We start from the raw sequence: 23,657 nt of genomic DNA, 5'->3' as shown, positions 1-23,657 counted from the left end.
GCCGCCGCTGCCGCGCACAAACGAAAACGCCGTCACCTCGGTGACGGCGTTGCTTCGTGTTTCATCGGATGATAACGCAAGCGCACGATCCGGCCGGACCGCCGCGCTGCAGCCGCAACCGCGTTACTTCTTCTTGCCCTTGTTTGCAGCGGCCTTCGGCGCGGCCTTGGCCGGCGCCGCCTTCGCGGAAGCAGCCTTCGTCGCGCGGGCCGCCGGCTTCGCGGCACCGTGCTTCGCACCACGCGACTTGCCGCCGACGGACAGGCTCGCGCGCTCGATACGCGCGCCGGCGGTCGATGTCGCGATCCGCTCCGGACCCGGCTCGGCCGGCACCGCGCGGCCGACCGGCACGTGCAGCACGAGCGCCTGGCCCGGCATCGCGAGATCGCGATGCGTGCGGTTCCATGCCTTCAGCTGGCTGACCGACACGCCGTAGCGGCCGGCGATCGCCGCCATCGACTGCTTGCGGCGCACGCGGATCAGCATCTTGCGCGTGTCGGGCACGTCGGGCTCCATCGCGAGCACGCCGTTTTCCGCAACGTCCGCGCTGATGTCCTCGTCGTCGTCATCGCCGCGCGGCACGACGATCGTCGAGCCCGGCTTCAGGCGCATGCCGGCGGGAATCTTGTTGACCGACATCAGCGTGTCGGCGTCGACACCGATCTTCTCGGCGATCGCGGCCGGGCGCGCGCGCTCGCTGACCGTATAGGTGGTCCACGTCGACAACTGGCCGTTGTAGGCCTTCAGGTTCTTCTCGAACGCTGACGCGTTGTCGAACGGCAGCAGGATCTGCGGCTCGGTCGCGCCGAGGATCACCGGCTTCGAGAACGACGGGTTCAGCGAACGGAACTCGTCGAGCGACAGGTTCGCGAGCTTCGCGGCCACCGCCACGTCGATGTCGCGCGACGTCGTGACCGTCACGAAATACGGGTGGTTCGGGATCTCCGGCAGCGCCAGGCCGAACTGCTGCGGATTCGCGATGATGTTCTTCACAGCCTGCAGCTTCGGCACGTAGTTGCGCGTCTCGTTCGGCATCCGCAGGCTCTGGTAGTCGGTCGGCAGGCCGGCCGCCTGGTTGCGCGCGATCGCACGCTGCACGTTGCCCTCGCCCCAGTTGTACGCGGCCAGCGCCAGATACCAGTCGCCGAACATGTCATGCAGGCGCGACAGGTAGTCGAGCGCGGCGCTCGTCGACGCGAGCACGTCGCGGCGCTCGTCCTGCCACATGTTGCGCTTCAGGTTGTACGTGCGGCCCGTACCCGGCATGAACTGCCACATGCCGGCCGCCTTCGCGACCGACAGCGCCTGCGGGTTGAACGCGGATTCGATGAACGGCAGCAGCGCGAGCTCGGTCGGCATATGGCGCGCCTCGAGTTCCTCGACGATGTGATACAGGTACTTCTGCGAGCGCTCGGTCATGCGCTGCACGTAATCGGGACGCTGCGTGTACCAGGTCGTCTGCATGTCGACGAGGTCGCTTTGCAGATCGGGCATCTGGAAGCCGCGACGGATGCGGCCCCAGAGATCGGAATCTGCACTGGTCAGGTCGCCGACGGATTGCTTGTCGACGTCGACAGTTTCTTTGGCGGTGGCTGATTTACGGAGGTAGTTGGACGCCGCCTGCGAATCGGCGGCGTTGTTGGCGACAGGAGCCTGGCTCGCACAAGCGGCGAGCAGCAGGACCACCATCGCACTCAATATAAGTCGCATGAAAATCTCGGCTTCCGACGGCTGGAAATTGCTGGCGATACTACGGAAGTGCGTGCTTCACGTCAATAAAAACACCGAAAACTCAGCCAAATCCTACATTTGGAGCAATTTTTACAGACTCCGCTTGAGCTTTTGGAGTCCTCCGGAAATCGTCATCGGAACCGGTTTTTCCACTCCCGCATCAGCGTAAACGCCGCGAGGCGATCCGGCACCGTTTCGTGCAGCTCGGCCTCGAGCGTCGCATGGATGGCCGGGCTGTCCGACCGCATGAACGGGTTGACGGCGCGCTCGTGCGCGATCGTGGTGGGCAGCGTCGGCACGCCGCGCGCGCGCAGCGCCTGCGCGTCGTCGCGCCAGGCGGCGAGCGCGGCATTGCCCGGTTCGCACGCGAGCGCGAAACGGATGTTCGACAGCGTATATTCGTGTGCGCAATGCACGCGGGTGTCGCCGGGCAGCGCCGCGAGCGCGTCGAGCGACGCGAGCATCTGCGCGGGCGTGCCTTCGAACAGGCGGCCGCAGCCGCACGAGAACAGCGTGTCGCCGCAGAACACATGAGGGGTCGCGGCGCCCTGCCCGGCCGCCTGGAAATAGGCGATGTGACCGCGCGTATGCCCCGGCACGTCGAGCACGTCGAACGTGAGCGCCGGCGCGTCGAGCGTCACGCGATCGCCGCCCGCGAGCGGCCGCATGACCACGCCGATCGCCTCGGCCGCCGGGCCGTAGACGACCAGCGGTACATCGTCCGGTTGGCCATCGCGCAGCGCGGCGACACCGCCGACATGGTCGGCGTGATGGTGCGTGAGTAAAATAGCGGTCAACCGCCAGCCGCGTTCGGCAAGAACACGGCGTACGGGCGCGGCTTCACCCGGATCGACGGCGATCGCATCGCGGCCGTCCGAGACGAGCCAGATATAGTTGTCTTCGAATGCCGGAACCGGCACGTATTCCAGCTCGTTCATGGGCGCGCAATCATCGTTATGTCCGATCGTCAAATTATAGACTGGCCCGCCTGGACCGACTCGCCGCCCGGCCGCTACGTGCTGGACTGGGAGCAGGCGCAGCTCGACCGGATCGTGTCCGACGTCTTCGGGTTTCACGCGCTGCAGCTCGGCCTGCCGCAGCTCGATGCGCTGCGCGAGAACCGCATGCCGTATCGCGGCCTCGTGCTCGATCCGGCGAGCGGCGCGAGCGCGCCCTACCAGTATCCGTGGGCGCGCGAGGCGCACGCGCCCGAACATGCGCCGGCCGGTCGCAGCACGACGTGGAGCGATCTGCTCGACCTGCCGTTCGAGTCGCAGAGCGTCGACCTGATCGTGATGCCGCATACGCTCGAATTCACGTCGGACCCTCACCGCCTGCTGCGCGAAGCCGAGCGCGTGCTGATGCCCGAAGGCCAGCTCGTGATCACCGGCTTCAATTCGCTGAGCCTGTGGGGCATGCGGCAATCGTTCGGACGCATGGCGAACCGTCCGTTCGTGCCGGCCGCGCGCGACCAGATCGCGTTCATCCGGCTCAAGGACTGGATCAAGCTGCTCGGCTTCGATCTCGAGCGCGGCCGCTTCGGCTGCTACCGGCCGCCGCTCGTCACCGACAAATGGCTTGCCCGCTACGGCTTCATGGAAGCCGCCGGCGACCGCTGGTGGCCGATCTTCGGCGCCGTCTACATGGTCACGGCCGTCAAGCGCGTGCGCGGCATGCGCCTCGTCGGCCCGATCAAGATGAAGAAGCCCGTGCTCGCGCCGGGCCTCACGCCGGCGGCCACCCCGACCACCCACCAAGAACACTCATGACCACCGACACCATCGACATCTATACCGACGGCGCCTGCAAGGGCAATCCCGGCCCCGGCGGCTGGGGCGCACTGTTGCGCTACGGCGACCGCGAAAAGGAGCTGTTCGGCGGCGAGCCCGACACGACCAACAACCGCATGGAGCTGATGGGCGTGATCGCCGCGCTCGAGGCGCTGAAGCGGCCGTGCCGCGTGATCGTCCATACCGACTCGCAATACGTGCAGAAAGGCATCAGCGAGTGGATCCACGGCTGGAAGAAGAAGGGCTGGGTCACCGCGGCGAAAACCCCGGTGAAGAACGCCGACCTGTGGAAGCGCCTCGACGCGCTCGTCGCGCAGCACGAGGTCGAGTGGCGCTGGGTGAAGGGCCACGCAGGCCACCCCGAAAACGAACGCGCGGACGCGCTCGCGAATCGCGGCGTCGAATCGCTCGTGGCCTGAACGCAGGCCGCCCCACTGTCTTTCCCGATTTATCCGACATGCGCCAGATCATTCTCGATACCGAAACCACCGGCCTGAATCCCCGCACGGGCGACCGCCTGATCGAAATCGGCTGCGTCGAGCTGCTGAACCGGCGGCTCACCGGCAACAACCTGCACATCTACGTGAACCCCGAGCGCGACAGCGATCCGGGCGCACTGGCCGTGCACGGCCTCACGACCGAATTCCTGAGCGACAAGCCGAAGTTCGCGGAAGTCGTCGACCAGATCCGCGACTTCGTGAAGGACGCCGAGCTGATCATCCACAACGCGCCGTTCGACCTCGGGTTTCTCGACGCAGAATTCGCGCGGCTCGACCTGCCGCCGTTCACCGAGCATTGCGGCGGCGTGATCGACACGCTCGTGCAGGCCAAGCAGATGTTCCCCGGCAAGCGCAATTCGCTCGACGCGCTGTGCGACCGGTTCGGCATCAGCAACGCGCACCGTACGCTGCACGGCGCACTGCTCGACTCGGAACTGCTCGCCGAAGTCTATCTCGCGATGACGCGCGGCCAGGACAGCCTCGTGATCGACATGCTCGACGACGCAGGCGCCGACGGCGGCGCGGCGAACGGCCAGCGCGTGTCGCTCGCGTCGCTCGACCTGCCGGTTCTCGCGGCGAGCGACGACGAACTCGCCGCCCACCAGACCCAGCTCGACGAACTCGACAAATCGGTCAAGGGCACCTGCGTGTGGCGCAAGTCCGCCGACGCGGACGCCGCCGAGGCCGCCTGACGCGGCGTCTCCCGACCGGCGCCGGCAGCCGCGCTCACGCGCGCGGCTGCAGCGCGATGATGGCCATCCCGCCGAGCGCGAGCACCGCGCCCGCCACGTCCCAGCGGGACAGCGCGATGCCGTCGACCACCCGCAGCCAGATCAGCGCCACCGCGATATACACGCCGCCGTACGCCGCATACGTGCGCCCCGCCGCGCTCGGATGCAGCGTCAGCAGCCACGCGAACAAGGCGAGCGACAGTGCGGCCGGCACCAGCAGCCATACGGGCCGGCCGCCCTTCAGCACGAGCCACGGCAGGTAGCAGCCGACGATTTCGGCCAGTGCAGTGACGGCGAACAGCGCCGCAATCCTGATCAGTTCGGTCATCCGGTTCCTCGCAGATTCGGCCCCCACCCGGCGGGCCGCGCGACCCCGCCGCGCGCCGCCGATCATACCGGAGCCGGCCTCGCCGGAACCGCCGCCAGACCGGGGATTCCGGGCAATTTGCACGATCGTCTGTCATCGTGCTATCATGTCGCCTGTTTCAACATTCAATCTCTTTCTACTCAATTTCGGAAGAAGTCCGTCCGCGCGTTGCGGGCCGGTGCTTCGACCGGAATTGCATCCACAGGAAAGCCCGCCCGACAGGCCCGCTTTTCTCGTTTCGTTGCCCCTCCGGGGCGCTTGCCGGATCGCCGGACACGTCCGCGCCGGCATCTGCCGCTCGCATCACGCGGCCCATTCTTCATGAGCGCACCGTCGTGACGGCCCATCGGGCCCGCGTCGAAGCAGTCCCTTACGGCCCTTTACCGCCTCATGTGCAGTAAGCGCTTAAATGGCCTGCCCCGACGCGCAGCACGCGACATCGCGCTCGCCGGCAAACCGTGTCGGACGGCCCGCCCGTTCCGGCGCAGTCAAAGGAGTGCATGACCTTGACCGCAACACACGTCAGCCCGACCGCTGCTTCTTCCTCCACGTCGTCCGGCGAGGCCCCGCTCGCCGCGGACGACATTACCGTCGTCGACCAGAGCCTGCTCAAGCGCGCCGTCAGCGCGATGGCCATCGGCAATGCGATGGAATGGTTCGACTTCGGTGTCTACAGCTATATCGCCGTCACGCTCGGCAAGGTGTTCTTCCCGTCCAGCAGCCCGTCCGCGCAGCTGCTCGCGACCTTCGGCACGTTCGCCGCCGCGTTCCTCGTGCGCCCCCTCGGCGGCATGGTGTTCGGCCCGCTCGGCGACCGCATCGGCCGCCAGCGCGTGCTCGCCGCCACCATGATCATGATGGCCGTCGGCACCTTCGCGATCGGCCTGATCCCCAGCTATGCGTCGATCGGCATCATGGCGCCCGTGCTGCTGCTCGTCGCCCGCCTCGTGCAGGGCTTCTCGACCGGCGGCGAATACGGCGGCGCCGCCACCTTCATCGCCGAGTTCTCGACCGACAAGCGCCGCGGCTTCATGGGCAGCTTCCTCGAATTCGGCACGCTGATCGGCTATGTGATGGGCGCCGGCGTCGTCGCGCTGCTCACCGCGTCGCTGTCGCAGGAAGCGCTGCTGTCGTGGGGCTGGCGCGTGCCGTTCCTGATCGCGGGCCCGCTCGGCCTGATCGGCCTGTACATCCGGATGAAGCTCGAGGAAACGCCGGCGTTCAAGCGCCAGGCCGAAGAGCGCGAAGCGCAGGACAAGGCCGTGCCGAAGGCGCGCTTCCGCGAAACGCTGATGCGCAACTGGCGCGCGCTGCTGCTCTGCGTCGGCCTCGTGCTGATCTTCAACGTGACCGACTACATGGTGCTGTCGTACCTGCCGAGCTTCATGTCGTCGACGCTGCACTTCGACGAGTCGCACAGCCTCGTGCTGGTGCTGATCGTGATGGTGCTGATGATGCCGCTGACGCTCGCCGCCGGCCGCCTGTCGGACAAGATCGGCCGCAAGCCCGTGATGCTGTCCGGCTGCGTCGGTCTGCTGGTGCTGTCGATCCCGTCGATGATGCTGATCCACGCGGGCACCACCGCGTCGGTGTTCGGCGGCCTGCTGATTCTCGGCGTGCTGCTGTCGTGCTTTACCGGCGTGATGCCGTCGGCGCTGCCGGCGCTGTTCCCGACCGAGATCCGCTACGGCGCGCTCGCGATCGGCTTCAACGTGTCGGTGTCGCTGTTCGGCGGCACGACGCCGCTCGTCACGGCATGGCTCGTCGACGTGACCCATAACCTGATGATGCCCGCGTACTACATGATGGGCGCCGCCGTGATCGGCATCGTGTCGGTCGTCGCGCTTGCCGAAACCGCACGCCAGCCGCTCAAGGGCTCGCCGCCGGCCGTCGCGACGCGCCGCGAGGCGCATCAGTTGGTGCGCGAGATGCGCGAGAACGACGACGACGCGGAAATCTACGGCGTCGTGTCGACTGCACGCGCCTGAGCATCGCCCAAGAAAAAGCCCCGGCACAAGCCGGGGCTCGATCGAACCCGATCCGCCCGACCGGCTTGCGCCGGCCGGGCTTTTTTTCATCTGTTGGCTGGATGCGCGATCATGCGTGCGCTTCGCAGTGGCGGCAGAAGATCAGCGCCCGCGAACGCGACACCGCAGCCTGCGCACCGCGCGCCGCGACGATCAGTCCGACCTGGCCGAGATTGAAATCGCGCTCGACCATCAGCTGCGTCAACGCGGCAAGCGGCAACACGACGGACGGGTGGTACAGACTCGATTCGATCAGCGCTCTCATTATCGGCTCCATCAGGCAATGCATATTCGATGGAGTGGATTCTAGGGATCGGCCGCAACCGGATAAACAGCGCGAATGCGAAGTCACTTGTCAGCGATGGAGAACAATCGGCCGGGCCTTTGGCGGACGGGCCGAGCGGCTGGCGGCGGACGGCCCGGGGACGCAAGACGGAGCGTGCGCGACAGGGTCTTGAGGACGCCACACCAGGCGAAAACGGGCGACCACGCGGCCGATGGCGGCGGAGTCGATCCGTGCCGGATGCCAGCCCGAGTCCCGGCGAGATCACACGCCGGTTGCGTCGCCCGCCGCCCTCGCTCCCGTGCCGACGCGACAGCCGCCGGGCTTCAGTCGAGCGGCGTCTCGACAAACGCCGGCAGCGCTTCCGCCCGCGCCGAATGTGCGGCGAGCGCCGGATAACGGGCCGGATCGATCCGCGCGAGCGCCGGGTACTCGGCGCTCGTGAATTGCGTGAAGCGCCACGCGACGGCGACGGTCACGTCGGATTGCAGCAGGCGCGCGCCGCCCAGCCAGCCATTCGCGGCCGCGACGAGCGGCTCGAGCTTGTCATACGCGGCCTCGATCTGGCCCAGCACCCGCTCGAGCCATGGCGCGTGCTGCTTCTCGGCCGGCCGCAGCGCGTGCTCGTAAACCACCTGCACGGTCTTCTCCGCCGCCGCCAGCGCGAATCCGACTGGCACGAGCGTGCGCAGCCGCGCGTCGGCGGCGTCGGGCAGCAGACGCCGCTCGGGTGCGACGCGATGGTCGAGATAGTCGACGATCAGCGACGAATCGATCAGCGTCGCGCCGTCGTCGGTCACGAGCGTCGGCGCCTTCACGACCGGGTTGAATGTCTGGAACTGGTCGAACTGACGGAACACCGAGATCGACTCGTGTTCGAACGGCAGGTCGAGCAGCTTCGCCGAAATGGCGGCACGGCGCACGAACGGGGAATCCAGCATGCCGATCAGCTTCATCGCGAACGCTCCACTTGAGGGAATGGAATCGACGACTGTAGCAGCGCCATATGTCGACGCCTAGGGCCCGGTCACGTTTCCGACACCCGCTGCGCGGCCAGAGTGACCATAATGCAGATTCACGCTCCCTCCGCCCAAGGTTCGCCATGTGGTACGCCGTCGTCGAGCAGCAGCGGGAATGGATGCGCGCCTGGCGCGCGGCGACGTGCCACGCGTTCGACGTGTGGCCAGCCGCGACGCTGGCGCACGCCGCGTCATCGTGCTACGACGACCTGTTCGAGCCGCTCCTCGGGCCCGCCGCCGGGCCGCCGCGCTTCGAGATTCGGCGCGCGGCGGTCGACGAGCGGATCGTCGCGCGCACGCCGTTCTGCCAGCTGCGACGCTTCGCGCGCGACGACACGCGGCGCACGGTGCTGCTGTGCGCGCCGCTCGCCGGACATGCGGCCGTGATGATGCGGGAGACCGTCGAGGCGCTGCTCGCGGACGGCGACGTCTGCGTGACCGACTGGGTCAATGCGCGCGACGTGCCGCTCGCGGCGGGTCACTTCGGGCTCGACGAATACGTGGCGACGCTCGACGGCTTCGTCGACGCGCTCGCCCGCGACGCGCGGCCGCTGCACGTCGTCGCCGTGTGCCAGGCCACCGTTCCCGCGCTCGGCGCACTCGCGCTGCGCGCCGCGCGCGGCCTCGCACCGCCCGCGAGCGTCACGCTGATCGGCGGGCCGCTCGACGCGCGCGTCAACCCGACCACGCTCGGCACCACCGCCGCGTCCCGGTCGCTCGCGTGGTGTCGCCGCCATCTGATCGACATCGTGCCGCCGCGCTTCCCCGGCCGTGGCCGGCACGTGTTCCCGACCTATCTTCAGCAAGGCGAGATCGCGCTGCTGTATCCGCAACGCTTTCTGACGCTGATCGAGGACTACGCGCGCGCGGCGTCGCATTTCGACCTGACGGCGCTGGCGGACGCGCGGCGTGCGCTGCGCGAATACACGGCGCTGCTCGACATGCCGGCCGAGTATTTCCTGGATACCGTCGATATCGTGTTTCAGCGAATGTGCCTCGCGAACGGCACGTGGGACGTCGGCGGACAGCGCGTCGAGCCGGCCGCGCTGCGCGGCGTCGCGCTGCTGACGGTCGAAGGCGGTTGCGACGCCGTCACGGGCACCGGCCAGACGCATGCGGCGCTCGCCATGTGCCGCGGCCTCAAGGCCGGCGAGCGCCAGCGCCTCGATGTCGACGACTGCGATCATTACGGGTTGTTCACGGGCGCGCGCTGGCGCAGCGAAGTCCATCCGGCGCTGCAGCGCGTATTCGCGCAGGCCGAAGCCGGACGCCCGGGATCGCGCCGGCGCCGTATCAGACGGACGTGACGTCGTCGTCCGGCGCGCGGGCCGCATCGAGGAGCGCACGCACCTCGTCGTCCCCGGTCTGGTCGAAACGCGCGTAGAACTGGCTGATCCCGAAGAACGACAGCGGCTGCAACACCGTCACGAACGCGTCGGCCAGATCGTCGAACGCACGCCCGGCACCATCCGGTGCGACGGGTACGGCGGCCACGATGCGCGCGGGATGGCGCTCGCGCAGCGCCTGCAGCGCGACGCGCATCGACGCGCCGGTCGCGACGCCGTCGTCGACGACGATCGCGATACGGCCGTCGACCGGCAGCGGCGGCCGGGCGCCGCGATACAGCGCTTCGCGGCGCTGCAGTTCGGCCGTCTCGCGCGCGATCACGTCGGCCAGTTGCGCATCGGTCACGCCCATCGCGCGGATCGCCGAATGCTGCAGGTGGATCGCTCCGCCGGTCGCGATCGCGCCGATCGCGAATTCCGGATCGGACGGCATGCCGAGCTTGCGCACCACCAGCACGTCGAGCGGCGCGCGCAGCGCCTGCGCGACCGGGAATGCGACCGGCACGCCGCCACGCGGCAGCGCGAGCACGACGACGTCGCGACGCCCCGCATAATCCTGCAGCGCGTGCGCAAGCCGGCGACCCGCGTCGGCGCGATCGACAAAACATTCGGTCACGATCGGCTCCCTGCCGTTGCGCCGGATGCGCGACACCCGCACCGGCCCCTGTTCAACGAGCATGGTTCATCGGACGCGCCGATGCAAGCGGGGTCATACCGGCGCGCGCGGCATGCGGATCGTGGCGGAAAAGGATGGATGGCGTTCGCCCGGGCGGACCGCCGTCAGGCGCTCAGAGCCCGCCGGCCTGCCGGTACAGCCGCCAGAACGACTGCGCGTACGACTGCGCGAGTTCCGGTGCGCGCTGGAACACGTTCACCGTTTCCGCGTGCGCGGGCGCGCCGTCGGACAGCGTCGTCAGCGCGACGCTGTCGTCGACGATCACGAAGCGCGGCGCGGGATCGCCATGCCGCGAATCGATCGCGACGTCGATGCCGGCCGATTTCAGATAGCCCGCGCCGCTGTATTTGCCCGCACGCGACGAACGCACCAGCACGACGCGCACTTCGATGCCGCGCGAACGCGCGTCACGCAGCGCCGCCGCGACCGCGGGCGGCACGTATGCGTAGCCGGCCAGCAGCACGCGGCGCTGCGCCTGACCGATCAGGTCGACGGTCGCGTCGGCCGCCGCATTGTCATACGAAAAGTACGTGCCGACCGATGCGGCATCGGACGGAATCGGGCTGGCGTGGGCGGTCGCCGCGCAGCAAAGCACGGCGAGGAGGAAGGCGGCGGATCTCATGGCGGGCGCCATTGTAGCGACGCCAATTCGCGTGGCAAGCGCCTGCTGCGACGCTGCTGCGCCGGCGCAACACCCGATGCGCAACACGCGCCCGGCGGGCCGGTTCCGGAATCGGTGTTGCCGGGATTTCGGAGCGTTTCCGGGCCGCTCGCATGCTGCCCGTCAGCCAGCCGCGACGCGTGCGAGCCAGCTCGCGATACCGTCGACGGAACGAAAATCCGCGACGCTGCGTGCCGGCAGCGCCGGATACGCGCCGCCCGCCATCTCGGTCAGCGCGCGGCCCGGGCCGAGCTCGAGAAACGCGGTCGCGCCGGCCTCGACGCATGCGGCCAGGCCGGCCGCCCACTCGACCGGCTCCGCGATCTGCCGTGCGAGCTTGTCGAGCCCCGTGCCGACATCGAGCACCGACGCGCCGTCGATCCCCGAAAACAGCCGCGTACCGGGCAATGGCCGGCGCACGTTCACGGCAGCCAGCGACGCGCGAAACGCGGGCACCGCCGTCGCGAGCCGGCGCGTGTGCGACGCGATCCGCACGCACACGGGCGCGACGCGCAGCGCACCGTCGCGTGCCGCGTCGTCGGCCACCGCGGCGACGTCGGCCTGCCGTCCGGCCACCATGAATGCGTCGCCCGGATTGGCGATCGCGATCGCCGCATCGCGGCCGTCGCACAGTTGCGCGAGCTGCGCGCGCGTCAGCCCGCGCACGAACGCCATCCGTTCGTCGCCGCCGCTCGCGGCGTCCATTGCGCGTGCGCGCGCATCGGCCAGATCCAGCGCGTCGTGCGGATCGATCATCCCCGCGACGCTCCACGACGCGACTTCGCCGACGCTATACCCGGCGACGCAGCGCCGACGCGGCCACACCGCGTCGAGCAGCGCGGCCGCCGCGAGCGCCTGCACCGTGCAAAGGATCTGCGCGGCGCGGTTCTCGCGCAGCGCATCCGGTTCGGCGTGCCGCACCCAGTCGCGCGGATCGTCGCCAAGGAGCCGGCCCGCATGCTCGAACAGCGCATCAGCCTGTGGCGCGGCACCGGTCAACTCGAACATGTCCGCCCGCTGCGCGCCTTGCCCCGAACACAGGATCGCCAGCGTCATCGCCCCACCCCGGCCGCTTCGAGTGCGTCGACGAACACGCTCATCGCCAGCAGGTCGGCCGCGCCGCCCGGGCTCAGCCGGCGAGCGACGAACGCATGGTGTGCGGCGGCCGCGCGCAATCGCCAGTCGCGAGCGCGTATGCCGCCGCGGGCGACGAACGCGCGCGCCGTGGCCCGCGCGAAATCGAGGCCGGCCTGCCCGCCCCGGTGCAGCAGATTCGTATCGTCGAGCGCGGCGATCAGCGCGAAGCATGCGTCGACGCGCGCGGCCTCCGGATCGTCCGGCACGCGGCGCTGCGCGCGGCGCAGTGCCGGCAAACCGACGCCGTACACGGTCGCGAACCCGTCGGCCGCCTCGCGACGCGCGCCGCCGACGCCGTAGCGGCGGCTCGCGCGCTCGCCGTGGCTGTCGGGCAGCCGCGGGCCGCCGAGGATCTCGGCGCCCCACCGCCGCGCGACGAACGCGCCGAGCGTCACCGTGCGTGCCGCCGAGCCGGGCACCGCGCGGCGGCCGGCGGCCGCGCACAGCAGCCCGAGCCCGAAGATCGCGCCGCGATGCGTGTTGACGCCGCCGGTCGCGGCGAGCATCGCGTGTTCCGCGCGCAGCCCGATCTTGCGCAGCACGGCCATGCCCGCGTCGCGCGCGCCGGCGTCGGCGAGCTCCGCGAAGTACGGCCGCAGCACGGCCGCGCTGCGCGCGAACGTCGCGGCGTCCATGTCCGCATGGCTGCCGGTGTCGACGTGACTGACGAGGCCCGGTTTCGGATATGTCTCGATTTCGAGCACGAGGCTGCGCTCGGCGAGTTCGGCGATGCGCTCGGCGTCGGACGGCGCCGCCGCGCGGCAGGCGGCCCATGCACTCATCGCGTGCCTCCCGTGAATGCGTCGGCAGACATCAATGCGACCGCCACCGCCGTCTTGACCGCGACTTCAGGCAGCCGCGCATGCAATTCGCGCCAGTTCACGCCCGCGCCGTCGTCGCGCAGCAGTTCGCCGTCGATGCGCATCGGCGCGCGCGCGTCGAGTTCAGCCAGGCCATCGAGCAGCGCGGCAAGCGACGCGGCGTCCGGCAGCGGGAACACGATGTCGAGATCGGAGGACGTGCTCAGATAGCACTCGTCCGTCAGCGCCTGCCACGCGAGACTGCCGAACACGCGACCCTGCACGCCGCAGCGCGTGCCGAGCGCCTCGAGCTCGCGCAGCGTCGCGTGCCAGGCGTCGGGCGCGGCGACCAGCACGTCGGCCAGCGTGGGCAGCGGGCCGACCGACTCGACCGCGTCGGCGGCGACGTTCAGAGCGATGCGCCGCTTGCCCGCGGAAGGCGGCAGCGGCAAGCCGAGCGGCACGCGCCGCGCATCGGCCTCGTCGGGCGACGCGCGGCGCACGATCAACGGCCAGCCGCGCGCGGCCCACGCCTGCACGAGCGGATCGGCCGCCAGCGCGGGATCGCGCGCGCATGCGCCGCCCCACCCGGCCGCCGTCAGCGTGACGAGCGTGTGGCGGCGCAGCGGCGTGTCAGCGTGCGGCACGCGCGAGTGCCTCGACGCGCCGCGCGACGTCGGCCGCGACCGGCCGGCCGCGCGCAGCACGACCATCGGTGCGGTCGGCCGGCTGGCCGAGCCATTCGCCGACCTGCGCGTCGAGCGCACGGGCCGGATCGAGCACGGCGTCGACGGCGCCCATCTTCACGAGATTGTCGAGTCCCGGCGCGAACACCGGCGTCGAGCGCGCCATCTCCTTCAGCACGTCGATCGGCAGCTTCGTCACGCGCGACATCGACGGCAGGTCCATCACCTCGGGCTCGGCACCCGGTACCGCGAGCAGCGTGCGCGTCGCGAGCGCGGTCGCGATGAACGCGCCCGCGGCCGTATGGCCGTACAGCAGCCCGATCGTCCGGTGCCCGGCGAGCTCCGCATGCATCAGGCATTTCGCGAGATGCGACAGCCCTTCGTTCAGGCCGAGCAGTTCGTCGCGCTTGCTCATCCGCTGGCTGTCGCTGTCGACGAGCACGAGAAGCGGCGTGCCGCCGCCGCGCTCGATCGTGTCGAGCACGTGCGACGCGAGCGTGAGGGCTTCGTCGATGCCGAACGGCAGGCGGTCGGCGACGCCGATCACGTCGACGCGCGTGCCGGTCAGTTCAGCGTGGCCCGTCAGCAGGCCGCCGTTTCGCCCGATCGAATGGCCCTTGGGAAACAGCGAGTTCAGAACTTCATCGAGCGTCATGCTGCGGCTCCTGTAACTGGTCGGCGAGCTTCGCGAATTCGTCGTCGGACATGCCGGGAATCGCTTCCGGCTCGCTCGCGCCGAGCGCGCGCCACACGTCGAGCGCATCCTTGCACGTGCCGAACCGCGCGACGCGCGCTTCGAGCCGCGCCTGCTCCGCGCGCAGCATCGCCGTGTCGAATGCCGGCGCACGGCCGATCAGGTCGAGCGCGGCCGCGCGAAACGCATCGGGCGTATCGGCCACGTAGCGATCCGCGCCGCCGATCAGCCGACGATGCTTGCCGCCCATCGTGCGCCAGATCAGCGCGCGGTCCTTCGCGTCGAACTCCTCGACGCCGCGGTTGGTCTCGATCACCTCGGGCCCCGACACGCTGATGCGCCCCTGCTCGGACACCGCGAGCGCCGAGCAGCACGCGGCGAGCAGCCCGCCGCCGCCGTAGCAGCCCGCGCGCCCGCCGATCAGCCCGATCACCGGCACGCCGGCCGCGCGCGCCTCGACGAGCGCACGCATGATCTCGGCGATCGCGAGCTCGCCCGCATTCGCTTCCTGCAGCCGCACGCCGCCGGTGTCGAACAGGATCAGCACCGGCGTGCCGCGTTCGCGCGCCGCACGCAGCAGCCCCGTGAGCTTCGCGCCGTGCACCTCGCCGAACGCGCCGCCCATGAAGCGGCCTTCCTGCGCGGCGACGAACACCGCCTTGCCGTCGAGCCGGCCGTGGCCGACCACCATCCCGTCGTCGAACTGCTGCGGCAGGTCGAACAGCGGCAGGTGCGGGCTCGTCACGCGCTCGCCCGGCCCGAGAAACTCCGTGAAGCTGCCCGCGTCGAGCAGCCCGTCGACGCGCTGGCGCGCCGACGCCTCGTACCAGCTCGCGGCGTTCGCGACGAACGCCGGGGCGTCGTGGATCGCGTCCGTCATCATGCCTCCCCCTCGATCGCGCGCACGGCCTGCGCGAGCCGCAGCGACACCATGTCGGGCCGCGCGCCGCCGTCGTTGATCGACAGCTTCAGGCCGCCCGGCGCGCGCCGTTCGACGAAGTCCGACACGACCGCCTGCCACACCGCGCCGAAACCGACCGCCGCGGTGCGGATGTCGATCTCGCATTCGTTGCCCGGCAGCACGCGCTCGACGAGCACTTCGAGATTGCCGGACGCGACCACGCCGACGAGCGCCGTGGCCAGCTCGCCCCGCGCACGCCCGCGCGCGGTGAAGCGATAGTTCAACTGTTCCATGCCCTCTTCCTCACCAGTTGCGGAACCGGGCCGGCGGCGCATACAGGCCGCCCGACCAGTGCACGAGATCCTTGATCGAGCGCGCGGCGAGCCAGCGGCGGTCGGCGTCGAGCGGATCGATGCCGAGATCCTCCGGGCGGCGGATCACGCCGCGCTCGCGCAGCCGCTCGACCATCCTGCGGTCGCGGCCGCGGCCGACTTCCGTATAGCCGGCCACGCCGCGGATCGCGTGCTCGCGTTCGTCCTTGTCGCGGCACATCAGCAGGTTCGCGATCCCTTCCTCGGTGACGATGTGCGTGACGTCGTCGCCGTAGACCATGATCGGCGCGAGGTCGAGCTGCAGCTTGTCGGCGAGCTTCAGCGCATCGAGCTTCTCGACGAACATCGGCACGTTCTTGTCGCCGAAGGTCTCGCCGATCTGCACGACCAGCTTGCGGCCGCGCCTGAGCGCCGCCGGCGTGTCCGGGTCGGCTTCCGCGCCGGCCTTCAGCCACGGCTCGCTCGGGTGACGCCGGCCGCGCGCGTCGCTGCCCATGTTCGGCGCGCCGCCGAAACCGGCGATGCGCTCGGCGGTGACCGTCGACGAATGGCCGGACAGGTCGATCTGCAGCGTCGAGCCGATGAACATGTCGCACGCGTAAAGGCCGGCGGTCTGACAGAACGCGCGGTTCGAGCGAAGCGACCCGTCGGGACCCGTGAACCACACGTCGGAGCGCGCGCGGATGTAGTCGTCCATTCCGACTTCTGAGCCGAAGCAGTGGATCTGCTCGACCCAGCCCGATTCGATCGCGGGAATCAGCGTCGGGTGCGGATTGAGCGCCCAGTGCGTGCAGACCTTGCCCTTCAGCCCGAGCTTCGCGCCGTAGGTCGGCAGCAGCAGCTCGATCGCGGCCGTGTTGAAGCCGATCCCGTGATTCAGGCGCTTGATCCCGTACGGTTCGTAGATGCCCTTGATCGCGAGCATCGCGGTCAGGATCTGGGTCTCGGTGATCGCGGCCGGGTCGCGCGTGAACAGCGGCTCCACGTAGAACGGCCGGCCGGCCTCGACGACGAAATGCACGCGGTCGCCCGGGATGTCGACGCGCGGCACCTTGTCGACGATGCGGTCGACCTGCGCGATCACGATGCCGTCCTTGAACGCGGTGGCCTCGACGACGGTCGGCGTGTCTTCCGTGTTCGGGCCGGTATACAGATTGCCGTCGGCATCCGCGCTGACCGCCGCGATCAGCGCGACCTGCGGCGTGAGATCGATGAAGTAGCGCGCGAACAGCTCGAGATACGTGTGCACCGCGCCGAGCGCGATCTTGCCGCCGAACAGCAGCTTCGCGATCCGCTGCGACTGCGGGCCGGAATACGCGAAGTCGAGGCGCTTCGCGATCCCGCGCTCGAACACGTCGAGATGCTCCGGCAGCACGACACCCGACTGCACCATGTGCAGGTCATGGATCTTCGCGCTGTCGACGTCGGCGAGCGCCGTCGCGAGCAGGTCGGCCTGCTTCTGGTTGTCGCCTTCGAGGCACACGCGATCGCCGGGCCGCAGCACCGCTTCGAGCAACGCGACGGTGTCGCGCGCATCGACCCGCTTGCCGCGCGCGAAGGCCGCGCCGGCCGCGAGGCGTGCATCGCGCGCCTGCCGCGCGTGATTCCATCCCGTCATGAACAGTTCTCCCGCTTCGATGGTTCAGCGGCATTCTAAGCCTGGCGCCGCCGCCGATTGATGATGTTGACGAATCCGACTCAGAGGGCACCGCGATGGATGCGGGCCGCCGCGGCACCGCGCGCGCCGGCCGCATGCGACGCGCCATGCGCGGTCACGCGCCGACCAGCGCGCGCGTCGTGAAGAACAGCACCGACGGCCCGAGCAGGCAGCCGACGCCGGTATGGAACGTCGCGACCAGCGCGCCATACGGCACGAGCCGGCGATCGGTCGCGGCGAGGCCCGCGCTCACGCCGCTCACGGTGCCGGCGAGGCCGCCGAAGATCATCGCGGAGCGCGGCGTCTTCAGGCCCATGAAGCCGGCCGCGACCGGCGTGCCGATCATCACGATGATCGCCTTCACGAGGCCCGTCGCGATGCTGAGCGCGATCACGTCGGAGCTCGCGCCGATCGCGGCGCCGGTGACGGGCCCGACGATGTAGGTGACGGCGCCCGCGCCGATGGTCGTCATGCTGACCGCATCGGTGTAGCCGAACGCGCGCGCGATGCACGCGCCGACGATGAACGGCAGCACCGTGCCGAGCAGCAGCGACACGACGCCGACGAGGCCGGCCTTGCGCGCCTCGGTCGGCTGCACTTCGAACGCGGTCGCGACGATCGCGAAATCGCGCAGCATCGCGCCGCCCATCAGGCCGATGCCCGCGAACAGCGGCACGTCTGCGATTCCCTTCTCGCCCCCGGTGAACGCACCGCCGACATACGCGAGCGCAAGGCCGATCACGATCGCGATCGCGGAACCGTGCACGCGGCCGAAGGTGAGCTTGCGCGACGCGATCGACGACAGCCACATGATCAGGCCGACCAGCGCGAACGACGCGACGAGCCCGTTGTGGGCGACGGTTTTTTCGAGCATCTGCAGCATGGCGGCCTCCGTCACTGTTGTTCGAATTGCGGCACGCCCGCGAAGGCCGTGTCGTCGCGCCCCGTGCGCACGAGTACCGCGATGCAGCATGCGCAGATCGCGACCGCGCCGATGGCGGCGAGCAGCGCGACCGGCCCGCCCTTCAGCGCGGCGACCACGTTCTGGTTCGCGGCCATCGCGACGACGACGGGAATATACATCGCGCCCCAGAAACCGACGCCCGCCTCGGTTTCCTTCGGCAGCCAGCCGCGCCGGTGCAGCCACAGGCGCAGGCAGATCAGCAGCAGCATCGCGATACCGACGCCGCCGACGTTGGTCTTCACGCCGATCGCGGCGCCCAGCAGGTCGCCGAGGAACAGTCCGGCCAGATGGCAGAACGCCAGCAGCGCGGTTCCGTAGATGATCATGAGTCGTCTCCAGTCTCTTCGTGACGGGCGCCTGACGCGTGCGGAAGCCAGGCCCGCATGCCGATCCCGGGCGCGGACGGTCTGTCTCCCGCGGCGGTGCGCCGCGGCCCGGCGGCTCGTCGTGCGAGCGCGTTCTCGGGCGGTCGATGGGATGATGCGGTTTCGGATGATGCGGTTTCGGGCCGGACGCCGGATGGCTTAGACTGACCGATGCAGCCGACGGCACGACACGGGCAACGCGTCCGGTGCGCCCCGTTTGCATGGGCCGCACCGGGGCGTGATCCGATACTAGCGCCGCATGATCCGGGCATTTATGAAGTTGTCGAAACCGATTCAGTGGATTTAGCAATGCGTCCATTACCGCCCGAGCTGCTGCGCAGCTTCGTCGCCGTCGCCCAGTCCGGCAGTTTCACCGCCGCGTCCGAGCGCGTGAGCCTGTCGCAGTCGACCGTCAGCCAGCACATCCGCCGCCTCGAGGAGCTGCTCGACCGGCCGCTGTTCGAGCGCGACACGCGCAACGTGCACCTGTCGCAGCACGGCGACGCGCTGTTCCGCTACGCGGTGCGCATCCTCGAACTGATGGACGAGGCCGTCACGTCGGTGTGCGGCCCGCCGCTGTCGGGCAAGGTACGGCTCGCGATGTCGGAGGATTTCGCGTCCGCGCACCTGACGGCCGCGCTCGCGAGCTTCGTGCAGCGCAATCCGGAAGTCGAACTCGCGATCTCGACGGGGTTGTCGGGCGACCTGTTCGACGCGCTCGACGAAGGCCGCCACGATCTGGTGTTCGCGAAGCGCGTCGCGGGCAGCCGGCGCGGCCGCGTGATCCGCAGCGAACCGCTGTACTGGTGCACCGGCCCCGATTCGCGGATCACCGGCCACGAGGCCGTGCTGCCGCTCGCGATGCATCCGGAGCCGAGCGTATCGCGCCGCCGCGTGCTCGAGTCGCTCGAGGCGGTCGGCCGCCCGTACCGGATCGCCGTCGTGAGCAGCAGCATCGCGGTGCTGCGCGCGGCCGCGAGCGCGGGGCTCGGCGTCAGCGCGTTCGCGGGCTACGTGATTCCGGCCGGGCTCGCGCGGCTCGACGCGGGGCTCCCCGAACTCGGCGAACTCGAATACGTGATCGACCGGCCGGCGGCCGCATCGCGCTCGACGCTCGCGCTCGAGGCGACGCTGATCGCGGCGGCGGCCGAGCTGTAGCGATCGCCTTCGCCGTGACGCCGACGCCGCCCCGCCGCGGCGTGAGCGCGCAACTGACAATCTTGCCCGGAACGCGTCAGCGTCCGCGCAGCACCCGCTCGCGACAATGGGACCCATCGGAACGCACGGCAATGTGCCGCGCAGCCGCCATCCCGTCCCCTTGATCGGAGCACACCATGAACGTCTTGCGATTCGCCGTCGCGACCGCCGCAGCCGCGCTGCTGTCCCCCGCCTTCGCGCAAACCGATGCCGCTGCCCCCGCGCAGGGCCTGACGCGCGCGGAAGTCGTCGCGCAGCTGAAGCAGGCGTACCTCGACGGCGAACTGCCGACCAACGACGGCAACTATCCGCCGAATGCCGCGACGCGCGCGCGCAATCGCGAACTGGTGCAGGCCGCGCAGCCCGCGTGGCTCGCGCAGACGCCGCGGGCACCGCAAGCGGCCGTCCAGCAATAGCCGTTCACGGCGCGACCGGAACGCCGCGCGGCGCCGCGCTCAGGGCAGGAAGCTGCGGCGCCGCGCGTCGATCAGCTCGACGAGCAGCCGGTCGCGCTCGGCCGCCAGTTCCTGCATCGAGCGTTCGCCCTGGATCGCGCGCAGTTCGTCGTTCAGCTTGCGATCGACGGCCGGATCGAACGACGGCGTGCCGAGGTCGTCCCACCACGTCGTGATCGGCCCGGACAGATGTTCGAGGAAGTGCGCGATCCCGCCCGCGCCGCCGCCGAGGTGATAGGTCAGGCACTGCCCCATCAGCCCCCACCGCAAGCCCGGCCCCCATGCGACTGCCTTGTCCGCATCGGCGACGCTCACCACGCCTTCGCCGACGAGGTGATACACCTCGCGAAACAGCGCGGCCGCGAGCCGGTTCGCGACGTGGCCGGTCATTTCCTTGTTGAGCACGATCGTCTGCTTGCCGAGCGCGTCGTAGAAATCCTTCACGCGCGCGATCACGTTCCGGTCGGTCGCGTCGCCGCCGACCAGCTCGACGAGCGGAATCAGGTGCGGCGGGTTGAACGGATGCGCGATCAGGCAGCGTTCCGGGTGCTTGTCGCACGCGGTCTGGATCTCGGACATCTTCAGGCCTGACGAACTCGACGCGATCGGCACGCGCGCGGGCAGCACGTCGTCCATCTGCCGGTACAGCGCGCGCTTCAGGTCGAGCCGCTCCGGGCCGTTTTCCTGCACGAAATCGACGCCGTCGAGCGCGCGCACGAGATCCGCATCGAACGACAGCCGCGCGGAAAGTTCGGCGGCCCGGTCACCGAGGAATGCGGCGAGCGCGTCGCGCAGACGCGCGTCGGCCTGCGGTGCGGGATCGGTCGCGACGACGTCGAAGCCCTTCGACAGATAGAAAGCCGCCCAGCTCGCGCCGATCACGCCAGCCCCGACGATCGCGATGCGTTGAATGTCCATGTCCGTCCCGTCTCCGTGGTCTGTGGAAAGCGCGACGATTGTCGCATCGATTCACGTCACGACGCGTCGAAGCAGGTCGCACTTCCCCTCTTGAAAACCGCCGCGGCGGCCTCTAATTACCGGTTGCCAGGCGGTGCCCGTCACACGCACCGCCCCCGTTTCGACTCGGCGGAAAACCGCGCATCGCACTCGCCATCGGCGTCGCGTCGGCGCGTCTTTCGCGTTTCATGTTCCGGAGGACCTTCATGAGCGGTATCCATTTCGGCCACGACCTGTTCGATGAATTCGCCCGCGTGCAGCGGCAGATGGCGAGCCTGTTCGGCGAGCTTCCGACCGGCATCCGCGCGGTGCGGCCGAGCGCGTTTCCCGCGCTGAACGTCGGCGCGACCGACGACGCGATCGAGATCGTCGCGTTCGCCCCCGGCATGGCCGCGGCCGATTTCGACGTCTCGATCGACAAGGACCTGCTGACGATCAGCGGCGAGCGCAAGCCCGTGCCGCAAGACGCCGGCGACGACGTGCGCACCTATGCGCAGGAGCGCTTTCACGGCGCGTTCCGCCGGGTGGTCGAGCTGCCGCAGAACGCGGACGCGGACAACGTCAGCGCCCGCTACGAAAACGGCTGCCTGCTGATTCGCGTCGGCCGGCGCGAGGCATCGAAGCCACGTGCGATCAACGTTCAGTAACCTTCAGGAGAACGACATGAATATGAGCCAGAACCTGACCGAACGCCAGGCCGGCGCCGTCCACGCGCCCGCCGCCGAGGCCGCACGCCGGCCCGCGATCGCGCCGGCCGTCGACATCGTCGAAGACCAACGGCGCGTCACGCTGCGCGCCGACCTGCCGGGCGTGCCGCGCGAGAATCTCGACGTGAAGGTGCACGACAACACGCTGACGATCGAAGCCGACACGCGCATCGACACGCCGGCCGACCTGCGCGTGCGGCATGCCGAAGTCCGCGCGCCGCGCTACGCGCGCACGTTCGTGCTGAGCCCCGATCTCGACACGTCGCGCATCGATGCGAGCCTGCGCGACGGCGTGCTCACGTTGACGATTCCGCGTCGCGAGGAAACACGCCCGCGCCGCATCGACGTGACGGCCGGCAACGCGTAAGCGCTGGCGCGTGCCGATCGCGCGACGCGCATGACAAAGCCCCGCCGGGCATGACACCCGGCGGGGCTTTTTTCCATCGTGCGGCGCGGTGCACGCCCGCCGTCACGCTCAATCGAAATCGAACAGGTCGAACACCGATTTCTTGCGACGCTGGCCGTCGTGGCGATAGCGGTCGTCGTGCGAGCGGCCGTCACGCCCCCAGCCGTCGTCACGCCCGCGCGGCGCCTGCGCATCGTGCCGCACGGGCGGCTCGTCGCGGCGCGGCGGCGCATCGCCGGTTTCGCGTGCGATCAGCTTGTCGAGCTCGCCGCGATCGAGCCACACGCCGCGGCACGTCGGACAGTAATCGATCTCGATCGACTGGCGCTCGGCCATCAACAGGTCGGGCGTCTTGCAGACCGGACATTTCATCGCGCTTCTCCTTTCGTTGAGCATTCCGAACCAAGGGCGGGCCCTCGCCCGCCCGCTTTCTCAGTGACCTTCGACCCGCGCCGCGCGCTTCGCCTTCGCACGCCGCGCCAGCATGTTCATGCCTTCGACGAACGCCGAGAACGCCATCGCCGCGTAGATATAGCCCTTCGGCACGTGCGAACCGAAGCCTTCCGCGATCAGCGTCATGCCGATCACGACGAGGAACGACAGCGCGAGCATCACGATCGTCGGGTTGCGGTCGATGAAGCGTGCGAGCGGCTGCGCGGCGAACAGCATCACGCTCACCGCGACGATCACCGCGACGAACATGATCGGGACGTGCTCGGTCATGCCGATCGCGGTCACGATGCTGTCGATCGAGAACACGATGTCGAGCATCACGATCTGGCCGATCGCGGCCCATACCGTCAGTCCGGCCGCGCCGCCGGACGCACCCGCGCCGTCGCCGTCGTGCGACACGTGGTGATGGATCTCGGTGGTCGCCTTCCAGACGAGGAACAGGCCGCCCGACAGCAGGATCATGTCGCGCCACGAGAACGCGTGATCGAACAGCGTGAATACGGGCTCGGTGAGACTCGCGATCCACGCGACGCTGCCGAGCAACGCGAGGCGCATCACGAGCGCGAGCGCGATGCCCAGGCGCTGCGTGCGGGCGCGCTGCGCTTCGGGCAGCTTGTTGCTGAGGATCGAGATGAAGATCAGGTTGTCGATGCCGAGCACGACTTCCATCACGACGAGCGTCAGGAGCGCGGCCCAGACGGCGGGGTCGGCGGCAAGCGTCAGCAGGTAGTCCATGAAAAGGGCCGATTCGAATGTGGAAAGCCCGATGATAGGTCACCCCACGACTTCGAAAAAATCAGAGAGAATCTGATCTT

28 protein-coding genes are annotated in these 23,657 nt (G+C 69.5%); 9 read left to right on the top strand and 19 right to left on the bottom strand.

The window, feature by feature from the left end:
• Nucleotides 1-123: 123 nt before the first annotated feature.
• Nucleotides 124-1,710, bottom strand: a complete 1,587-nt coding sequence (locus WS46_RS16725) for a transglycosylase SLT domain-containing protein (RefSeq protein WP_059691167.1) — start codon at nucleotides 1,708-1,710, stop codon at nucleotides 124-126.
• Nucleotides 1,711-1,862: 152 nt separating this feature from the next.
• On the bottom strand, nucleotides 1,863-2,669 hold the full coding sequence (gene gloB, locus WS46_RS16720) for a hydroxyacylglutathione hydrolase (RefSeq protein ID WP_059691166.1): 807 nt from the start codon (nucleotides 2,667-2,669) through the stop codon (nucleotides 1,863-1,865).
• An 18-nt stretch (nucleotides 2,670-2,687) separates the two neighbouring features.
• Here gloB and WS46_RS16715 point away from each other — a divergent pair, with 18 nt between their 5' ends.
• The 3 genes from WS46_RS16715 to dnaQ are packed head-to-tail and all read left to right on the top strand — an operon-like array spanning nucleotide 2,688 to nucleotide 4,713.
• Entirely contained in the window at nucleotides 2,688-3,500 is an 813-nt protein-coding gene (locus tag WS46_RS16715; RefSeq protein ID WP_059523482.1) for a class I SAM-dependent methyltransferase, read from the top strand.
• On the top strand, nucleotides 3,497-3,940 hold the full coding sequence (gene rnhA, locus WS46_RS16710; protein ID WP_059523484.1) for a ribonuclease HI: 444 nt from the start codon (nucleotides 3,497-3,499) through the stop codon (nucleotides 3,938-3,940). Before WS46_RS16715 ends, rnhA begins: the two co-directional genes overlap by 4 nt.
• Before the next feature lie 38 nt (nucleotides 3,941-3,978).
• The gene (gene dnaQ, locus WS46_RS16705) at nucleotides 3,979-4,713 is read left to right on the top strand and encodes a DNA polymerase III subunit epsilon (protein ID WP_059523485.1); all 735 of its coding nucleotides are present in this window, start codon (nucleotides 3,979-3,981) and stop codon (nucleotides 4,711-4,713) included.
• A 34-nt stretch (nucleotides 4,714-4,747) separates the two neighbouring features.
• Here dnaQ and WS46_RS16700 read toward each other — a convergent pair whose 3' ends face one another.
• Nucleotides 4,748-5,080, bottom strand: a complete 333-nt coding sequence (locus WS46_RS16700; protein ID WP_059523489.1) for a YnfA family protein — start codon at nucleotides 5,078-5,080, stop codon at nucleotides 4,748-4,750.
• Nucleotides 5,081-5,619: 539 nt separating this feature from the next.
• On the opposite strand from WS46_RS16700, the gene proP reads away from it, so the two are divergent.
• Nucleotides 5,620-7,107, top strand: a complete 1,488-nt coding sequence (gene proP, locus WS46_RS16695) for a glycine betaine/L-proline transporter ProP (RefSeq protein ID WP_059691165.1) — start codon at nucleotides 5,620-5,622, stop codon at nucleotides 7,105-7,107.
• Nucleotides 7,108-7,216: 109 nt separating this feature from the next.
• Here proP and WS46_RS16690 read toward each other — a convergent pair whose 3' ends face one another.
• Complete coding sequence (locus WS46_RS16690; RefSeq protein ID WP_082725339.1) at nucleotides 7,217-7,423, bottom strand: hypothetical protein; 207 nt, start codon at nucleotides 7,421-7,423, stop codon at nucleotides 7,217-7,219.
• A gap of 332 nt (nucleotides 7,424-7,755) precedes the next feature.
• Nucleotides 7,756-8,385 carry a glutathione S-transferase family protein gene (locus WS46_RS16685; protein WP_059523492.1) on the bottom strand — a complete coding sequence of 210 codons (630 nt, stop codon included), beginning with the start codon at nucleotides 8,383-8,385 and terminating at the stop codon, nucleotides 7,756-7,758.
• Between the two features lie 146 nt (nucleotides 8,386-8,531).
• Between WS46_RS16685 and phaZ the strand changes: the two genes are divergently transcribed.
• Nucleotides 8,532-9,755 carry a polyhydroxyalkanoate depolymerase gene (gene phaZ, locus WS46_RS16680; RefSeq protein ID WP_059691164.1) on the top strand — a complete coding sequence of 408 codons (1,224 nt, stop codon included), beginning with the start codon at nucleotides 8,532-8,534 and terminating at the stop codon, nucleotides 9,753-9,755.
• Here phaZ and WS46_RS16675 read toward each other — a convergent pair.
• From WS46_RS16675 to madL, 11 genes are all read right to left on the bottom strand, one after another.
• Nucleotides 9,742-10,410 carry a phosphoribosyltransferase gene (locus WS46_RS16675; protein WP_059523835.1) on the bottom strand — a complete coding sequence of 223 codons (669 nt, stop codon included), beginning with the start codon at nucleotides 10,408-10,410 and terminating at the stop codon, nucleotides 9,742-9,744. The genes phaZ and WS46_RS16675 overlap by 14 nt on opposite strands.
• A 172-nt stretch (nucleotides 10,411-10,582) precedes the next feature.
• On the bottom strand, nucleotides 10,583-11,104 hold the full coding sequence (locus WS46_RS16670) for a phospholipase D-like domain-containing protein (protein WP_059691163.1): 522 nt from the start codon (nucleotides 11,102-11,104) through the stop codon (nucleotides 10,583-10,585).
• A gap of 150 nt (nucleotides 11,105-11,254) precedes the next feature.
• Nucleotides 11,255-12,187 (bottom strand): acyltransferase domain-containing protein, encoded by a 933-nt coding sequence (locus WS46_RS16665; protein WP_059691162.1) that lies wholly within the window; start codon nucleotides 12,185-12,187, stop codon nucleotides 11,255-11,257.
• Nucleotides 12,184-13,050, bottom strand: a complete 867-nt coding sequence (gene mdcB / locus WS46_RS16660) for a triphosphoribosyl-dephospho-CoA synthase MdcB (RefSeq protein ID WP_059691161.1) — start codon at nucleotides 13,048-13,050, stop codon at nucleotides 12,184-12,186. The genes WS46_RS16665 and mdcB overlap by 4 nt, the downstream gene beginning before the upstream one ends.
• Nucleotides 13,047-13,715, bottom strand: a complete 669-nt coding sequence (gene mdcG, locus WS46_RS16655; protein WP_059691227.1) for a malonate decarboxylase holo-[acyl-carrier-protein] synthase — start codon at nucleotides 13,713-13,715, stop codon at nucleotides 13,047-13,049. Before mdcG ends, mdcB begins: the two co-directional genes overlap by 4 nt.
• Entirely contained in the window at nucleotides 13,702-14,409 is a 708-nt protein-coding gene (gene mdcE / locus WS46_RS16650; protein ID WP_059691160.1) for a biotin-independent malonate decarboxylase subunit gamma, read from the bottom strand. Before mdcE ends, mdcG begins: the two co-directional genes overlap by 14 nt.
• A complete protein-coding gene (locus WS46_RS16645) occupies nucleotides 14,396-15,331 on the bottom strand; it encodes a biotin-independent malonate decarboxylase subunit beta (protein WP_059691159.1) in 936 nt (311 codons plus the stop codon). Before WS46_RS16645 ends, mdcE begins: the two co-directional genes overlap by 14 nt.
• Nucleotides 15,328-15,642, bottom strand: a complete 315-nt coding sequence (gene mdcC, locus WS46_RS16640; protein WP_059691158.1) for a malonate decarboxylase acyl carrier protein — start codon at nucleotides 15,640-15,642, stop codon at nucleotides 15,328-15,330. The genes WS46_RS16645 and mdcC overlap by 4 nt, the downstream gene beginning before the upstream one ends.
• A gap of 10 nt (nucleotides 15,643-15,652) precedes the next feature.
• Nucleotides 15,653-17,299 (bottom strand): malonate decarboxylase subunit alpha, encoded by a 1,647-nt coding sequence (mdcA, locus tag WS46_RS16635; protein WP_059691157.1) that lies wholly within the window; start codon nucleotides 17,297-17,299, stop codon nucleotides 15,653-15,655.
• Between the two features lie 154 nt (nucleotides 17,300-17,453).
• Entirely contained in the window at nucleotides 17,454-18,221 is a 768-nt protein-coding gene (madM, locus tag WS46_RS16630) for a malonate transporter subunit MadM (RefSeq protein WP_059523510.1), read from the bottom strand.
• A gap of 11 nt (nucleotides 18,222-18,232) precedes the next feature.
• Complete coding sequence (gene madL, locus WS46_RS16625; RefSeq protein WP_059449382.1) at nucleotides 18,233-18,628, bottom strand: malonate transporter subunit MadL; 396 nt, start codon at nucleotides 18,626-18,628, stop codon at nucleotides 18,233-18,235.
• A 348-nt stretch (nucleotides 18,629-18,976) separates the two neighbouring features.
• Between madL and WS46_RS16620 the strand changes: the two genes are divergently transcribed.
• Nucleotides 18,977-19,825 carry a LysR substrate-binding domain-containing protein gene (locus WS46_RS16620; protein WP_039322076.1) on the top strand — a complete coding sequence of 283 codons (849 nt, stop codon included), beginning with the start codon at nucleotides 18,977-18,979 and terminating at the stop codon, nucleotides 19,823-19,825.
• Between the two features lie 176 nt (nucleotides 19,826-20,001).
• Complete coding sequence (locus WS46_RS16615) at nucleotides 20,002-20,280, top strand: DUF4148 domain-containing protein (RefSeq protein WP_059691156.1); 279 nt, start codon at nucleotides 20,002-20,004, stop codon at nucleotides 20,278-20,280.
• 39 nt (nucleotides 20,281-20,319) lie between these two features.
• Here WS46_RS16615 and WS46_RS16610 read toward each other — a convergent pair whose 3' ends face one another.
• Complete coding sequence (locus WS46_RS16610; RefSeq protein WP_059691155.1) at nucleotides 20,320-21,237, bottom strand: 3-hydroxyacyl-CoA dehydrogenase NAD-binding domain-containing protein; 918 nt, start codon at nucleotides 21,235-21,237, stop codon at nucleotides 20,320-20,322.
• A gap of 245 nt (nucleotides 21,238-21,482) precedes the next feature.
• Between WS46_RS16610 and WS46_RS16605 the strand changes: the two genes are divergently transcribed.
• Together WS46_RS16605 and WS46_RS16600 are read left to right on the top strand one after the other, a co-directional pair.
• A complete protein-coding gene (locus WS46_RS16605) occupies nucleotides 21,483-21,923 on the top strand; it encodes an Hsp20/alpha crystallin family protein (protein ID WP_059691154.1) in 441 nt (146 codons plus the stop codon).
• Nucleotides 21,924-21,939: 16 nt separating this feature from the next.
• Nucleotides 21,940-22,350: an Hsp20/alpha crystallin family protein gene (locus WS46_RS16600; protein ID WP_059691153.1), complete on the top strand. Its 411-nt coding sequence runs from the start codon at nucleotides 21,940-21,942 to the stop codon at nucleotides 22,348-22,350.
• A gap of 108 nt (nucleotides 22,351-22,458) precedes the next feature.
• Here the strand turns inward: WS46_RS16600 and WS46_RS16595 are convergent, their stop codons facing one another.
• Together WS46_RS16595 and WS46_RS16590 are read right to left on the bottom strand one after the other, a co-directional pair.
• Nucleotides 22,459-22,761 (bottom strand): zf-TFIIB domain-containing protein, encoded by a 303-nt coding sequence (locus WS46_RS16595; protein ID WP_059523520.1) that lies wholly within the window; start codon nucleotides 22,759-22,761, stop codon nucleotides 22,459-22,461.
• A 60-nt stretch (nucleotides 22,762-22,821) separates the two neighbouring features.
• A complete protein-coding gene (locus WS46_RS16590; protein ID WP_059523522.1) occupies nucleotides 22,822-23,577 on the bottom strand; it encodes a TerC family protein in 756 nt (251 codons plus the stop codon).
• Nucleotides 23,578-23,657 lie beyond the last annotated feature (80 nt).

It is taken from the genome of Burkholderia sp. RF4-BP95, from assembly GCF_001521985.1.
Classification (GTDB): domain Bacteria; phylum Pseudomonadota; class Gammaproteobacteria; order Burkholderiales; family Burkholderiaceae; genus Burkholderia; species Burkholderia diffusa.
Note: the sequence above shows the minus strand (reverse complement) of the source record. Positions and strands in the feature narration are given on the sequence as shown.

Coding starts and splice junctions, on each gene's coding strand:
- WS46_RS16725 (WP_059691167.1), bottom strand. CDS start 1,710: ATGCGACTTATATTGAGTGCGATGGTGGTCCTGCTGCTCGCCGCTTGT.
- WS46_RS16690 (WP_082725339.1), bottom strand. CDS start 7,423: ATGGAGCCGATAATGAGAGCGCTGATCGAATCGAGTCTGTACCACCCG.
- madL (WP_059449382.1), bottom strand. CDS start 18,628: ATGATCATCTACGGAACCGCGCTGCTGGCGTTCTGCCATCTGGCCGGA.
- WS46_RS16665 (WP_059691162.1), bottom strand. CDS start 12,187: ATGACGCTGGCGATCCTGTGTTCGGGGCAAGGCGCGCAGCGGGCGGAC.
- gloB (WP_059691166.1), bottom strand. CDS start 2,669: ATGAACGAGCTGGAATACGTGCCGGTTCCGGCATTCGAAGACAACTAT.
- WS46_RS16715 (WP_059523482.1), top strand. CDS start 2,688: ATGTCCGATCGTCAAATTATAGACTGGCCCGCCTGGACCGACTCGCCG.
- rnhA (WP_059523484.1), top strand. CDS start 3,497: ATGACCACCGACACCATCGACATCTATACCGACGGCGCCTGCAAGGGC.
- madM (WP_059523510.1), bottom strand. CDS start 18,221: ATGCTGCAGATGCTCGAAAAAACCGTCGCCCACAACGGGCTCGTCGCG.
- WS46_RS16700 (WP_059523489.1), bottom strand. CDS start 5,080: ATGACCGAACTGATCAGGATTGCGGCGCTGTTCGCCGTCACTGCACTG.
- WS46_RS16595 (WP_059523520.1), bottom strand. CDS start 22,761: ATGAAATGTCCGGTCTGCAAGACGCCCGACCTGTTGATGGCCGAGCGC.
- WS46_RS16620 (WP_039322076.1), top strand. CDS start 18,977: ATGCGTCCATTACCGCCCGAGCTGCTGCGCAGCTTCGTCGCCGTCGCC.
- WS46_RS16670 (WP_059691163.1), bottom strand. CDS start 11,104: ATGGCGCCCGCCATGAGATCCGCCGCCTTCCTCCTCGCCGTGCTTTGC.
- mdcA (WP_059691157.1), bottom strand. CDS start 17,299: ATGACGGGATGGAATCACGCGCGGCAGGCGCGCGATGCACGCCTCGCG.
- WS46_RS16610 (WP_059691155.1), bottom strand. CDS start 21,237: ATGGACATTCAACGCATCGCGATCGTCGGGGCTGGCGTGATCGGCGCG.
- phaZ (WP_059691164.1), top strand. CDS start 8,532: ATGTGGTACGCCGTCGTCGAGCAGCAGCGGGAATGGATGCGCGCCTGG.
- WS46_RS16590 (WP_059523522.1), bottom strand. CDS start 23,577: ATGGACTACCTGCTGACGCTTGCCGCCGACCCCGCCGTCTGGGCCGCG.
- WS46_RS16615 (WP_059691156.1), top strand. CDS start 20,002: ATGAACGTCTTGCGATTCGCCGTCGCGACCGCCGCAGCCGCGCTGCTG.
- mdcE (WP_059691160.1), bottom strand. CDS start 14,409: ATGACGCTCGATGAAGTTCTGAACTCGCTGTTTCCCAAGGGCCATTCG.
- WS46_RS16600 (WP_059691153.1), top strand. CDS start 21,940: ATGAATATGAGCCAGAACCTGACCGAACGCCAGGCCGGCGCCGTCCAC.
- proP (WP_059691165.1), top strand. CDS start 5,620: ATGACCTTGACCGCAACACACGTCAGCCCGACCGCTGCTTCTTCCTCC.
- mdcB (WP_059691161.1), bottom strand. CDS start 13,050: ATGAGTGCATGGGCCGCCTGCCGCGCGGCGGCGCCGTCCGACGCCGAG.
- WS46_RS16685 (WP_059523492.1), bottom strand. CDS start 8,385: ATGAAGCTGATCGGCATGCTGGATTCCCCGTTCGTGCGCCGTGCCGCC.
- dnaQ (WP_059523485.1), top strand. CDS start 3,979: ATGCGCCAGATCATTCTCGATACCGAAACCACCGGCCTGAATCCCCGC.
- mdcC (WP_059691158.1), bottom strand. CDS start 15,642: ATGGAACAGTTGAACTATCGCTTCACCGCGCGCGGGCGTGCGCGGGGC.
- WS46_RS16605 (WP_059691154.1), top strand. CDS start 21,483: ATGAGCGGTATCCATTTCGGCCACGACCTGTTCGATGAATTCGCCCGC.
- WS46_RS16645 (WP_059691159.1), bottom strand. CDS start 15,331: ATGATGACGGACGCGATCCACGACGCCCCGGCGTTCGTCGCGAACGCC.